At 69.7% G+C, this 12,047-nt stretch carries 12 protein-coding genes and 1 pseudogene; 4 read left to right on the top strand and 9 right to left on the bottom strand.

Annotation, left to right across the window (positions count from 1 at the left end):
- From R6V09_RS32740 to R6V09_RS32730, 3 genes are all read right to left on the bottom strand, one after another.
- The coding region (locus tag R6V09_RS32740) for a roadblock/LC7 domain-containing protein (RefSeq protein ID WP_327096865.1) at positions 1-124 on the bottom strand (124 nt) is incomplete at its 3' end.
- A gap of 69 nt (positions 125-193) precedes the next feature.
- Complete coding sequence (locus tag R6V09_RS32735; RefSeq protein ID WP_317885083.1) at positions 194-1,102, bottom strand: MarR family transcriptional regulator; 909 nt, start codon at positions 1,100-1,102, stop codon at positions 194-196.
- 177 nt (positions 1,103-1,279) lie between these two features.
- Positions 1,280-2,257, bottom strand: a complete 978-nt coding sequence (locus R6V09_RS32730) for a LysR substrate-binding domain-containing protein (protein WP_317885082.1) — start codon at positions 2,255-2,257, stop codon at positions 1,280-1,282.
- 134 nt (positions 2,258-2,391) lie between these two features.
- Between R6V09_RS32730 and R6V09_RS32725 the strand changes: the two genes are divergently transcribed.
- Together R6V09_RS32725 and R6V09_RS32720 are read left to right on the top strand one after the other, a co-directional pair.
- On the top strand, positions 2,392-2,943 hold the full coding sequence (locus tag R6V09_RS32725) for a peroxiredoxin (RefSeq protein WP_317885081.1): 552 nt from the start codon (positions 2,392-2,394) through the stop codon (positions 2,941-2,943).
- A 6-nt stretch (positions 2,944-2,949) separates the two neighbouring features.
- The gene (locus R6V09_RS32720; protein WP_317885080.1) at positions 2,950-3,489 is read left to right on the top strand and encodes an alkyl hydroperoxide reductase; all 540 of its coding nucleotides are present in this window, start codon (positions 2,950-2,952) and stop codon (positions 3,487-3,489) included.
- A 28-nt stretch (positions 3,490-3,517) separates the two neighbouring features.
- Here the strand turns inward: R6V09_RS32720 and R6V09_RS32715 are convergent, their stop codons facing one another.
- The 4 genes from R6V09_RS32715 to R6V09_RS32700 form a co-directional block, all read right to left on the bottom strand.
- On the bottom strand, positions 3,518-4,831 hold the full coding sequence (locus tag R6V09_RS32715) for an AI-2E family transporter (RefSeq protein ID WP_317885079.1): 1,314 nt from the start codon (positions 4,829-4,831) through the stop codon (positions 3,518-3,520).
- A 140-nt stretch (positions 4,832-4,971) separates the two neighbouring features.
- The gene (locus R6V09_RS32710; protein ID WP_317885078.1) at positions 4,972-5,661 is read right to left on the bottom strand and encodes a transglycosylase SLT domain-containing protein; all 690 of its coding nucleotides are present in this window, start codon (positions 5,659-5,661) and stop codon (positions 4,972-4,974) included.
- 429 nt (positions 5,662-6,090) lie between these two features.
- Positions 6,091-7,416, bottom strand: a complete 1,326-nt coding sequence (locus R6V09_RS32705) for a PhoH family protein (RefSeq protein WP_019058501.1) — start codon at positions 7,414-7,416, stop codon at positions 6,091-6,093.
- A 310-nt stretch (positions 7,417-7,726) separates the two neighbouring features.
- On the bottom strand, positions 7,727-8,500 hold the full coding sequence (locus R6V09_RS32700) for an isoprenyl transferase (protein WP_317885077.1): 774 nt from the start codon (positions 8,498-8,500) through the stop codon (positions 7,727-7,729).
- 625 nt (positions 8,501-9,125) lie between these two features.
- Between R6V09_RS32700 and R6V09_RS32695 the strand changes: the two genes are divergently transcribed.
- The gene (locus tag R6V09_RS32695; protein WP_317885076.1) at positions 9,126-10,286 is read left to right on the top strand and encodes a winged helix DNA-binding domain-containing protein; all 1,161 of its coding nucleotides are present in this window, start codon (positions 9,126-9,128) and stop codon (positions 10,284-10,286) included.
- 23 nt (positions 10,287-10,309) lie between these two features.
- Here R6V09_RS32695 and R6V09_RS32690 read toward each other — a convergent pair whose 3' ends face one another.
- Positions 10,310-11,095: a class I SAM-dependent methyltransferase gene (locus tag R6V09_RS32690; RefSeq protein WP_317885075.1), complete on the bottom strand. Its 786-nt coding sequence runs from the start codon at positions 11,093-11,095 to the stop codon at positions 10,310-10,312.
- 50 nt (positions 11,096-11,145) lie between these two features.
- Between R6V09_RS32690 and R6V09_RS32685 the strand changes: the two genes are divergently transcribed.
- Positions 11,146-11,664 carry a DinB family protein gene (locus tag R6V09_RS32685; protein ID WP_317885074.1) on the top strand — a complete coding sequence of 173 codons (519 nt, stop codon included), beginning with the start codon at positions 11,146-11,148 and terminating at the stop codon, positions 11,662-11,664.
- An 8-nt stretch (positions 11,665-11,672) separates the two neighbouring features.
- Here R6V09_RS32685 and R6V09_RS32680 read toward each other — a convergent pair.
- Positions 11,673-12,047 (bottom strand): annotated as a pseudogene (locus R6V09_RS32680) (LLM class flavin-dependent oxidoreductase); the annotation flags it as partial.

Below are 12,047 nucleotides of genomic sequence, written 5' to 3'. Positions count from 1 at the left end.
CGGCGAGCGCCGCGAGGGCCTCCGGGTCGATCGAGTCGGCGGTGTCGGCCGCGATGAGCAGTCCGTCGGCCGCCGTGACCGCGGTGTCGGTGATTCCGGTCACCTGTTCCCGCAGTGTGCGCATTTCCAAAGTCAGGGCTTTGTGATCCACTTACTCAACTCCCCTAAAACTGATCGCATTTGTCCATCAGGGTCATTTCGAGGTTCCGTTCCGCAGGCGGAAGAACCCTTTCCAGCCCGCCCCGCTCTTTTCGGGGACGAGAGATTCGGTGATGCCGCTGGCCCCCGGATTCCGGCGGGGCAGCGCGGTGGGCACGGGGAACTGCGGCGGCGGCGCGGGCGCCGGTTCACGACGGCGCACGACGGGTCCTTCGGGCGGCACCAGGACCGGGATCGGCACCGGGGCGTCGGAGCACTCCAGCAGGCCTTCGGCGAGCATCCGCGCGACCTCGGCGGTGACCGGGTAGACCCCGCGCCCGGTACGGAAGGCGAGATCCCGGGCGGTACGGCGGCCGTCGACATGGGCGAGCAACTCCCGTTGCAGCATGCCGAGTCCGGCCTCTTCGGGGATGTCGGCCGGAGCCCGGGGGCGTTCCCGGTCGGGCCGTACGGGATACGGCAGCGCGGCGATCGCGGCGAGTTTGCGGGCCCCGTCCTGGAGCAGCCGGATCGGGGGTTCGCCGATGCCGACGGGTGCCAACGGCCGTATGTCCGGGGCGCGTTCGCAGTTCTCGACGTCTCCGGAGACGACCGCGAAGGCCGCGTCGTGCAGGGCCAGCACGCACACGATCCGCAACTGGGCGGCGCCCGCGTACCCGTGGGCGATCAGTCCGGCCACCGGCCAGCGCGAGCCGCCCGACTCCCTTACCAGCTCGGCCCATTGCTCACCGCTGACCCGGCCGGAGCGCAGCAGCAGTGCCTCGGGTCCCGGCGCGCCGGGACTCTCCACCGCGATGACCAGCCCGCCGCGCAGATGGAAGATGCCGCCGGGTCTGCCGGACACCCGCAGTCCCCCGGTGAACTCCTCGCGCCCACAGGCCGAAAGAGCCACCGCGAGCAGGTCGTGACCGACCCGGCCGAGGGAATCCCGAATGCCCGACATCACTCCCCTAGGCTTTTCGTACACGCAACTGACGTGTAGCGCTGAGGGGTGAAGATGTATCAGTCCGAGCGCATATTCCGGACGGGTTCTTCCTACCTGCCTGCGGGTGACGGAAGTTGAGAACTCCCGCCGTTCGATTTCCTTTGTCCGGTGCTCATTTGACCGAACGGGGGCGGGTCAGTTGCCGCTCGGAGCGGGCCGGTCGCCACCGCCCAACACCCTTACCGGCAACGGCCGCAGGGCCTCACGGAGGGCGGCGGCCAGCTCCTGGTACTCGGCGCGGCGGGCGGCTCCGGTGCGCATCGCGAGGGCGATCCGGCGGGTCGGGGCGGGCTCGCTGAAGTAGCCGGTGAGGAGCTGGTCGCTGCGGGTGGTCTCGACTCGTACGGCGGTGCGCGGCAGGAGCGTGACCCCGAGCCCGCCGGCGACGAGCTGCACCAGCGTGGAGAGCCCGGCCGCGGTGGTGGTGACGGGGGCGTCCGCCCGCCCCGCCTCCCGGCAGATGTCGAGGGCCTGGTCGCGCAGACAGTGCCCCTCGTCCAGGAGCAGCAGGTTCAGCTCGCGCAGCGCCTCGCGGGGAATGCCGGACCGGCCGCCGAGGGGATGGCCGAGCGGGGTGACGAGCACGAAGTCCTCGTCGAACAGCGGGAGTTCGACCACTCCGGGCACCCCGAGGGGCACGGCGAGCAGCAGCAGGTCGAGCCGTCCGGTCGTCAGCCCTTCCAACAGGCTCGCGGTCTGCTCCTCGTGCACCTGGAGGTCGAGGTCCGGGTACCGGTCGTGCACCAGCCGCAACACCGTCGGCAGCAGATACGGCGCGACGGTCGGGATGACCCCGAGGCGCAGCGCCCCGGTGAACGGCGCCCGCACAGCCTCCGCCTCCGCCATCAGCGCCCCGACCTCCTCCAGCACGGCCCGCGCCCGTACGGCGAGCCGCTCACCGGCGGGCGAGAGCAGCACCTTGCGGGTGGTGCGCTCCAGGAGGGTGACGCCGAGGGTGTCCTCCAGGGCGGCGACGGCACCGGAGAGGGCGGGCTGGCTCATGCCGATCGCGGCGGCGGCGTCCCGGAAATGGAGGTGCTCGGCGACCGCGGAGAAGGCGCGCAACTGGGCCAGGCTGGGCTGGCGCCGCTTACTCGTATTACTAACGGTCACTGATAACCGCCTCCGATCAACACGCCCCAGTGTAGCTATTTCCACAATCAATGCACGTTGTGCCAGGATCGGGGCCGCTCAATCCATGAGACGCACCCTGTCCGTGGGGTGCGTCTCCGCTGCAAGGAGAGCTCGTGCTCACTGTCGGTGACAAGTTCCCGTCGTTCGATCTGACCGCCTGTGTCTCGCTGGAGAAGGGCAAGGAGTTCGAACAGATCACCCACAAGACCTATGAAGGTTGGCTGGTGGTCTTCGCGTGGCCCAAGGACTTCACCTTCGTGTGCCCCACCGAGATCGCCGCCTTCGGAAAGCTGAACGACGAGTTCGCCGACCGTGACGCCCAGGTGCTCGGCTTCTCCGGCGACTCCGAGTTCGTCCACCACGCCTGGCGCAAGGACCACGACGACCTGCGCGACCTGCCGTTCCCGATGCTGGCCGACTCCAGCCACGAGCTGATGCGGGACCTCGGCATCGAGGGCGAGGACGGCTTCGCCAAGCGCGCGGTGTTCATCGTGGACCAGAACAACGAGATCCAGTTCTCCATGGTGACCGCGGGCTCGGTCGGCCGTAACCCCAAGGAGGTCCTCCGGGTCCTCGACGCGCTCCAGACGGACGAGCTCTGCCCGTGCAACTGGACCAAGGGCGACGAGACGCTGGACGCGGGCGCGCTGCTCGCCGGGAAGTGACCTGAGATGTCACTGGACGCCCTGAAGTCCGCCATACCGGACTACGCCAAGGACCTGAAGCTCAACCTGGGTTCGATCATCGGCAACTCCGACCTGCCCGCGCAGCAGCTGTGGGGGACGGTTCTCGCTACGGCGATCGCCTCCCGATCGCCGCTCGTACTGCGGGAGTTGGCGCCGGAGGCCAAGGCGAACCTGTCGCCCGAGGCGTACACGGCCGCCAAGTCCGCCGCCGCGATCATGGCGATGAACAACGTCTTCTACCGGACGCGGCACCTGTTGTCCGACCATGAGTACGGCACCCTGCGGGCGGGGCTGCGGATGAACGTGATCGGCAACCCCGGGGTCGACAAGGTCGACTTCGAGCTGTGGTCGTTCGCGGTGTCCGCAATCAACGGGTGCGGGATGTGTCTCGACTCGCACGAGCAGGTGTTGCGCAAGGCGGGTGTCGAACGGGACGTGATCCAGGAGGCGTTCAAGATCGCGGCGGTGGTCGAGGCGGTGGGGGTCACGTTGGAGGCGGAGGCGGTACTGGAACCTCTCGACTGACGGCGAACGGGTGGGTGGGAAACGTCGTTTACGGGGCCTGGTCCGACGGTGGGTGTTCAACCGCCGTAGCCCCCCTCGGCTTCGGCGACAGCCGTGGGGGCGGCTCCGTGCCCTGGGCGTACGCCTTGAGGTAGCTCACCACCGTGTTCGTGACCGCGACCAGCGGCACTGCCACCACCGCTCCGCCGATGCCCGCGATCATGCCGCCGGCCGCGACCGAGAGGACCACCGCGAGCGGGTGGACCCGGACCGCGCGGCCCAGGATGAACGGCTGGAGGATGTGGCCCTCGATCTGCTGGACGGCGAGGACGACTCCCAGGGTGAACAGGGCCGTGACGACGCCCTGGGTGACCAGCGCGACGACGACCGCCAGCGCGCCGGACGCCACCGCGCCCACCAGCGGGATGAACGAGAACAGGAAGATGAAGACGGCGAGCGGCACGGCCATCGGCACGCCGAGGAAGTAGATGCCGATGCCGATGCAGGTGGCGTCGATCAGGGCGACTATCACCGTGCCGCGGACGTAGGCCGTCAGTGTGCGCCAGGCGCGCGGGCCCGCGCCCGCCATCGCCGGCCGGGCCGCCGCGGGCACCAGCTTCAGTGTCCACTGCCAGATGCGCGGGCCGTCGTAGAGGAGGAAGAGGGTCGAGAAGACCGTCAGGAGGATGCCGGTCAGGGCCTCGACGATGACCTGGACGCCCTCCAGGCCGGCCGAGGTGATCTGGTCGGTGTTGGCGCCGATGGCCTCGCGGAGGTTCTTCGCGATCTGGTTGATCTGCTTCTCGGTGACGTGGAACGGGCCCTTGAGCAGCCAGTTGCGCAGATCGTCGACGCCGTTCTGGACCTGGTCGGAGAGGTTGTCGATGTTGGCCATGACCTGCCAGGTCACGAACCAGCCGATCAGTCCCATCACGACGAAGCCGAGGATCGCGGTGAGGGCCGTGGCCACTCCGCGCGGAAAGCCGTAGCGGATCAGACGGGTCACGGTCGGCTGGAGCAGGGCCGTGATCAGGAGGGCGGCGACGAAGGCGAGGACCACGAGTTGTACGGCGCTGATGACCCGCATCAGTACCCAGACCGTGCCGGCCAGGATCAGCAGCCGCCAGCCCGCCTCGGCGGCCACTCGCACACCCCAGGGCACGGCGAGCGCGGGGTCGGGGCGGTCACGGGCGATGGTGACGGGTACCGGGGCAGGCTCCGGGGGTTCGGGGTCGGCGGCGGGCAACTCGGGCCCTGCTTCGCCGTGTTCCTTCTCCACCTCGGCACGGCGCTCGTCCAAGCGCTCCCCCATCTCGCTCAGCCCGTTGCCGAGCCGGCCGAGCCACCCTGGAACTCGCGACATGATGCGCCCTCTTCCCCCGTCTGTCCCCACCCCACTCCCCCTTGGAGCCGATGCGTGTCCGACCGTACAGGGCAAAGGCCCCTCCCCCTAGGACGGGGAGGGGCCTCGCGAGGTTGAGCGGCCCGGGACGGGCGTACGACCTAGTACCAGCTGTTCGCCTGCCAGAACGACCAGGCCTCGCACGGGCTGCCGTAGCGGCTGTCCATGTAGTTGAGGCCCCACTTGATCTGGGTGGCGGGGTTGGTCTGCCAGTCGGAGCCGGCGGAGGCGTACTTGCCGGCGGGCAGTGCCTGGAAGAGACCGTAGGCGCCGGAGGAGGCGTTGACGGCGTGGTAGTTCCAGCCGGACTCGTGCGACACGATGTTGCTGAAGCACTGGAACTGGCCGCTCGGCACCATCTGCGCGGCCATGGCCTGGATCTGCGAGACCGTGTACGAGCTCTGCACGGGGAAGCTGGAGGAGGAACGGCTCGCCGCGGACTTCGCCTCGGCACGCTCCTTCGCGTCCTTCTCCGCCTTTTCGGCAGCGGCCTTCTTGGCGACCGCGGTCTTCGCGGCGGCCAGGCGGGCCGACTCCTCGGCGTCCTTCTTGGCGCTCGCGTCGGCCTGGATCGCCTGGGCGTCGGCCTGCTGCGTCAAGGAGGCGGTCTGCACCTGGGCCTGCTGGCCCGTGGGGATGTCCGCCAGGAGCGTGGTGTCGGCTGCCGTCGTCTCGGCGTCATTGTTCTGCGCCTGTGCGACGCTGCCCGAGGCAACGCCTACGACGCTTCCGACGGCGGTGACCGCGGTGGCCGAGGCCACTGCGAATCCCCGGACCGAAATCCGGCTCACACGGTTTCCTTCCAGCATCGTCCGCTTCGGTGACCCTGGCGGACGCAATCGTGCCCCTGAACGCTGGCCTCCCAACTACGGGGTCACGGGAGGCACGGGCCCGGTGGGCAACTCCCGCTACAGGAGCGCCGCGTGAAGAGCGGGCGGCATACGACTTCGCTGTGGAGTTAGCAGTGATGCTGATGTTGGTGAGTACCTCCCCCACTACCTAAAGTGTGGGGGCACCCCCAGGGATACACGTGTGTCGTATGCGGGGCCTGACAGGAGTGAGACTCTGCCGTAACCGGACGCCGGGTGGCAATTCTGAGTTGCGTGTGAAAGCTCACATCCCGTTTGCCCCATGGGATTTGGAGAAACAGCAGGACGCGAAAGCGCCGTCCCGCTAGGCTCTTTGGCCTCGCGGGACGGCGCCAACTACCTGCAACTATCTCAGATTTGGCCGTCCTCCAGCATTTCGGTCACAAGCGCCGCGATCTGGGACCTCTCGGACCTGGTGAGGGTCACATGCGCGAAGAGCGGGTGGCCCTTCAGCTTCTCCACCACGGCGACGACACCGTCGTAGCGGCCGACCCTCAGGTTGTCCCGCTGGGCCACGTCATGGGTGAGAACCACCCGTGAATTGGCCCCGATTCGGGACAGGACGGTCAGCAGGACGTTCCGCTCCAGGGACTGCGCCTCGTCCACGATCACGAACGCGTCGTGCAGTGAACGGCCGCGGATGTGGGTGAGCGGCAGGACCTCCAGCATCCCGCGGGCGGTGACCTCCTCGATGACCTCGCGGCTGGTGACCGCGGACAGCGTGTCGAAGACCGCCTGGGCCCAGGGGCCCATCTTGTCGGCCTCGGAGCCGGGCAGATAGCCCAACTCCTGTCCGCCCACCGCGTACAGCGGCCGGAAGACCATCACCTTCTTGTGCTGGCCGCGCTCCAGTACGGCCTCCAGGCCCGCGCAGAGCGCGAGCGCGGACTTGCCGGTGCCGGCCCGGCCTCCCATCGACAGGATCCCGATGTCCGGGTCGAGCAGCAGATCCAGCGCGATGCGCTGTTCCGCGCTGCGGCCCTTGATGCCGAACGCCTCCCGGTCGCCGCGCACGAGGCGGACGTTGCCGTCCGCCGTGACCCGGCCGAGCGCCTTGCCGCGCTCGGACTGGATCGTGAGACCGGTGTGGACGGGGAAGTCGGCGGCTTCCGGGACGTAGACGCGGCCCTCCTCGAAGAGGATGTCCACCTGTTCGCCCGGCAGGGTCAGTTCGGACATTCCGGTCCAGCCGGAGGAGCCCGTGATGGCGAGCTCCGCGCGGTACTCCTCGGCGAGGAGTCCGACGGAGGATGCCTTGATCCTGAGCGGAAGGTCCTTCGACACGACGGTGACGTCGTACCCCTCGGCCTGCAGGTTGCGGGCGACCGCGAGGATGCGGGAGTCGTTGTCCCCCAGGCGATAGCCGCTGGGCAGCACGCTGGGGTCCGAGTGGTTGAGCTCGACCCTGACGGTGCCGCCGAGTTCCCCGATCGGGATGGGGGCGTCGAGGCGACCGTGCCGGACGCGGAACTCGTCCAGCAGGCGCAGGGCCTGCCGGGCGAAGTACCCGAGTTCGGGATGGTGCCGCTTGGCCTCCAGCTCTGTGACCACGACGATCGGCAGCACGACTTCGTGCTCCTCGAAGCGGTTCAGTGCGTTCGGGTCGGCCAGCAGAACGCTGGTGTCGATGACATAAGTGCGCCGGTCAGGCAAACGGCGCTTTGTGCTGGTCACCACGGAAGGACGTACCCCCTCGGATGAGGTCGGGGAGCGACGGAGAGGAGCTGGACCGGTCCAGGCCGCGATGCGCGGGCCGAGAACCGGCCCTCCGTCTCGCCCGTACTGACCGCACGGTCGAACTGGTGCAAAGGGCCTCCCGGGCGGACGGCCCCGTGCCGTCCGCTGAGATACGACACCCGTGGTTCGGGCGTCGACCTGCTTGGCTTATGCCCTCGAACATGCGCCGCCATGCCACGGCATATGACGACGCCCTGGTGAACTCCTTGTTACTTGTGCACCAAACGGGGTAGTCCCGGCAGCTTGTCCGTCATCCGCCGTAACGCCGGTGTCGCGCGGCGTAGTCACGCATCGCGCGCAGGAAGTCGACCTTGCGGAAGGCAGGCCAGAAGACTTCGCAGAAGTAGTACTCGGAATGGGCCGTCTGCCAGAGCATGAATCCGGACAGCCGCTGTTCTCCACTGGTACGGATCACCAGATCGGGGTCGGGCTGTGCGCCCGTGTAGAGGTGCTTGCCGATGAGTTCGACGTCCACGTGGTCGGCGAGCTCTTCCAGCGAGGTGCCCTTGTCGGCGGCGTCCAAGATCATCGAGCGGACCGCGTCGGCGATCTCCTGCCGGCCGCCGTAGCCGATGGCGACGTTGACGAGTATCCCGTCGATGTGCGCGGTGGACTCCTCCGCCTCCTTGAGGGCGGACTGCATCCCGGACGGCAGCAGGTCGAGGGTGCCGACGTGGTGGACGCGCCAACGGCCGTCCGCGGCAAGGGAACTGACGACGTTCTCGATGATGCCGAGCAGCGGGCCGAGTTCTTCCGCGGGGCGGTCGAAGTTGTCCGTCGACAGCAGCCAGAGGGTGACGACCTCGACGTCCGTCTCGCTGCACCAGCCGAGGAACTCCTCGATCTTGTCGCCGCCGGCCTGGTGGCCCTGGACGGTGGTGGAGCCCGCGGCCTTCGCCCAGCGCCGGTTGCCGTCCATGATGACGCCGATGTGCTTGGGCACCGACGCGTGGTCGAGATGCCCTCCCACCCTGCGTGCGTAGAACCTGACCAGCAGGCGGCGCAGGGTGTCGCGCACGTTCACGTGTTGTCAGCCCCTCCGTGGATGGCAGTCCCCGGCGTCGAAGCCTACCCCCGCCGGAGCCCTGTTCCCCCAAGGGGTGTCTGGGCTCATCCCGGTTCGGCACGAAGGTCGGACCCGACCGGTGCGGGGACGGTCGCCGCACGGAATGTGGGTGGTCGCCGCACGGCACAAAAAAATCGGGCCGGTCCGTGGGGGGGATACGGACCGGCCCGAGGGGGGGTTTCCACCATAACCCTTCGTAAGTGATGCTGCGTGCATCGGCGTGCCACAACTACTCTCCGAAGTCGACCGACAACACGTCAAGGGGCCGGGAAGCCCTGATTCCAGCCCTGATCATGGCCGGTTCGCAGCGGATTCAAAGGAGAACATGGAGGTTTTCCGCCAGCTCCCGGCGTGTCGCTCTCAGGGGTGACACCGCCGGTGAACGTCCGCTTGACGGGGCAGGGCACCGCGCAGCCCCCTCCACCGCGCGGTGCCGACCGCGTAGCTTTGCTCACGCGAATTACCTTGGTCTGAACTTACGTGAGGACATGGCCGGGACGCGAGTCGATCTCGATAACGATGTGGAAACCGCGTGTACGTGTGGCGGACGTCTCGTGACCTAGTTCGGTTCTAGCGTCGCGGCATGACCGTGACGATCACTTGGGCCCTGGCAAGCGCCCGCCGTCTCGAACGGCAGTTCCTGGACACCCCGGCCGGGACCGGCACACCGGTCGCCGACGTGGTGGCGTCGATGCTCGCGGCGCACGCGCAGGTGCTGTCCGCGGCGGAGGTGTCGGTGGGGGTACGGGCGGCCGGGCGGACCCGCACGGACGTGCGAGCGGCGTTGTGGCAGGCCGACGGCTCACCCGCCTCCCTCCTCAAGACCCACGGCCCGCGCGGAACCGTCCATCTGCTGCCCACCCGCGAACTCCCGCTGTGGAGCGCCGCGTTGACCGCGATCCCGGGCACGGGCCGGTTCGCCCCGGACATCCGGCTCACCGACGCACAGGCCACCGAGGTGGTCGCGGCGGTCGCCGACGCCCTGGACGGTTCGACGCTGACCATCGACGAGCTCGACGAGGCGGTCGTCACCCGCACCGGCCCGTGGGCCGGCGACCGGGCGATGCCGGCCTTCCAGGACCTGTGGCCGCGCTGGCGCCAGGTCCTGCACCGGGCCGGCCAGTCCGGCGCCCTGTGCTTCGGCCCGAGCCGCGGCCGCAAAGTCACCTACACCCGCCCGCCCCACTTCACCCCGCTCCCCACGGCCGAGGCCCTGCGCACCCTCGTCCGGCGATATCTGCGCTCCTACGGCCCGGCGACCCCACCGGATTTCGCCAAATGGCTCGCGGCGCCCGGAGGTTGGGCGACGGCGCTCTTCGAGACCTGCGCCACAGAGGGCGGAATCGAGGAGGTCGACTTCGAGGGCACGCGCGCGTGGGTCGCGGCGGGCGACACGGCGTTCCCCGAGGAACCCGTCCGGGGCGTACGCCTCCTCCCCTACTTCGACGCCTACGCCATCGCCGCCCAGCCCCGCGAGACGCTGTTCCCGGGTGCCGCGTACCGGCGGGCGCTGGCGGGCGGGCAGGCCGGCAACTACCCCGTGCTGCTGGTCGACGGGGTGGTGGCCGGGGTCTGGCACCAGCGCCGGCGAGGACGGCGTACGACCGTCACCGTGGAGCCGCTGGGACAGCTGACGGCGCGGCAGGAACGGGAGTTGGGCGAGCGGGCGGAACGGGTGGGCGAAGTGCTGGAGGCGCGGGCGGAGTTGGTGATCGGGGAGGTGCCCTCCGGGCCGCACGCCTGAGTCGGGCGTGGGTCAGGCGTGGGTCACGCGAGGGGCTTGCGTACGTCGAAGAGGTGACGGGTGCTGTGGGCCACGAACGGGCCCGTGGCCTCGATCTGCTCGTGCAGGGAACGGAGTTGGGGCTCGTAGGCCTCGACCGTGAAGTCCGGGACCATCCAGATCACCTTGCGCAGGAAGTGCACGACGGCCCCGACATCGTGGAACTCCATGGGCAGCCGCTCGGCCCGCAGGCCGACGATCTCCAGCCCCGCGGCCTCGGCCCCGGCCCGCTCACGCTCGGGGTCGCGGGCGCTGCTCGCGTCCTCCGGCTGGGGGCCGAGGAAGTGCTCGACGAGTTCGAAGGCGCTGCGGGGGCCCACGTGTTGGGCGAAGTAGGTACCGCCGGGGCGCAGGACGCGGGCGATCTCCGGCCAGTCGGCGCGGACCGGGTGGCGGCTCAGGACGAGGTCGAAGGCGGCGTCTGCGAAGGGCAGCGGGGCGTCCTCGGCCACCGCGACCACCACGACGCCGCGCGAGCGGAGCAGGGCGGTGGCCCTGGCGACGTTCGGCGGCCAGCCCTCGGTGGCGGCGACCAGCATCGGGGGCTGCACGGCGGCCCGGCTCAGGGCGAAGTCGAGGACCTCGCCTCCCCCGGTCTGGACGTCCAGGACGGTGTTCGCCCAGGTGAGGCGGTCCCCGGCGGAGCGCGCGTATCCCCACGAGGGGCGTGCCTCGGTGGCCCGGCCCTCGAACCAGGAGAAGTCCCAGCCCTCGGTGGGGACGGCGGCACCTTCCGCGACGAGGTCTTCGAAGCTGCTCGTGCTGCTCATGGGGCGATGGTCGCAGGGCGTTGTCAGTGGGCGCTGCTAGTTTCCGAAGCATGGCTGACGACGGGGATACGGACGCGCGGTACCACGACGACGAGAAGGCGACGCTGCACGCGAGCCTGGACCGGGTCCGGGACGCGGTGCTGTGGAAGCTGGACGGACTGGACGAGGAGCAGGTCAGACGCCCGATGACCCCCTCGGGCACAAGTCTGCTCGGGCTGGTGAAGCATCTGGCGTCGGTGGAGTACGGCTGGTTCGTGGAGAGCTTCGGCCGCGAGGTCGAGCCGCTGTGGTTCGACCCGTACAAGGGCGAGGACATGAGCGCCGGCCCGGACGAGACGACCGAACGGATCGTCGCCTTCTACGGCCGTGCTCGCGCCGCCGCCGACCGCGTGATCACGGAACTGCCGCTGGACGCGGTCGGCCGCCCGGTGTGGCGCGAGCACTCGGTGTCGCTGCGCTGGGTGCTGGTCGATCTGATCGAGGAGACGGCGAGACACGCGGGGCACATGGACATCGTGCGGGAGCTCGTCGACGGGGCGGCCGGGGACCACCGGCCCGCGGAGGCGTAGCGCGGGGCTCAGGGGACGAGTGCCCTGACCTCCTTCGCCGCGAAGCGTACGAAGGCCTCCGGGTCGGGTTCGTCGCCGGTGGGCTGGAGGACGACCGTGTCGGCGCCGGCCTCCACCAGGCACTGGACGGCCTTCGCCACGGCGCCCGCGTCGCCGGCGACACCGAGGTCGGGCACCGACTCCAGGCCCTCTTCGGCGAGTTCGGCCCTGAGGCGGGCGGCGGCGCCGGGACCGGTGGCGGTGAGGAGATAGACGACGACCTTGTGCGCTTCGGTACGGCCCGCCGACTCCCGCCCCTCGTCGATGAGTTGACGGGCCCGCCGGACGCCGTCGGGTGCGGTGGACGCGGTGAGGACCGTGCCGTCGGCCGCCGCACCGGCGAG

Origin of the sequence: Streptomyces sp. W16 (assembly GCF_033194735.1) — a bacterium.
In the GTDB taxonomy this organism is placed as follows: domain Bacteria; phylum Actinomycetota; class Actinomycetes; order Streptomycetales; family Streptomycetaceae; genus Streptomyces.
The sequence above is the reverse complement of the archived record's forward strand: the minus strand, read 5'-3'. Positions and strand labels throughout refer to the sequence as shown.

Coding starts and splice junctions, on each gene's coding strand:
- R6V09_RS32735 (WP_317885083.1), bottom strand. CDS start 1,102: ATGTCGGGCATTCGGGATTCCCTCGGCCGGGTCGGTCACGACCTGCTC.
- R6V09_RS32720 (WP_317885080.1), top strand. CDS start 2,950: ATGTCACTGGACGCCCTGAAGTCCGCCATACCGGACTACGCCAAGGAC.
- R6V09_RS32715 (WP_317885079.1), bottom strand. CDS start 4,831: ATGTCGCGAGTTCCAGGGTGGCTCGGCCGGCTCGGCAACGGGCTGAGC.
- R6V09_RS32695 (WP_317885076.1), top strand. CDS start 9,126: ATGACCGTGACGATCACTTGGGCCCTGGCAAGCGCCCGCCGTCTCGAA.
- R6V09_RS32690 (WP_317885075.1), bottom strand. CDS start 11,095: ATGAGCAGCACGAGCAGCTTCGAAGACCTCGTCGCGGAAGGTGCCGCC.
- R6V09_RS32685 (WP_317885074.1), top strand. CDS start 11,146: ATGGCTGACGACGGGGATACGGACGCGCGGTACCACGACGACGAGAAG.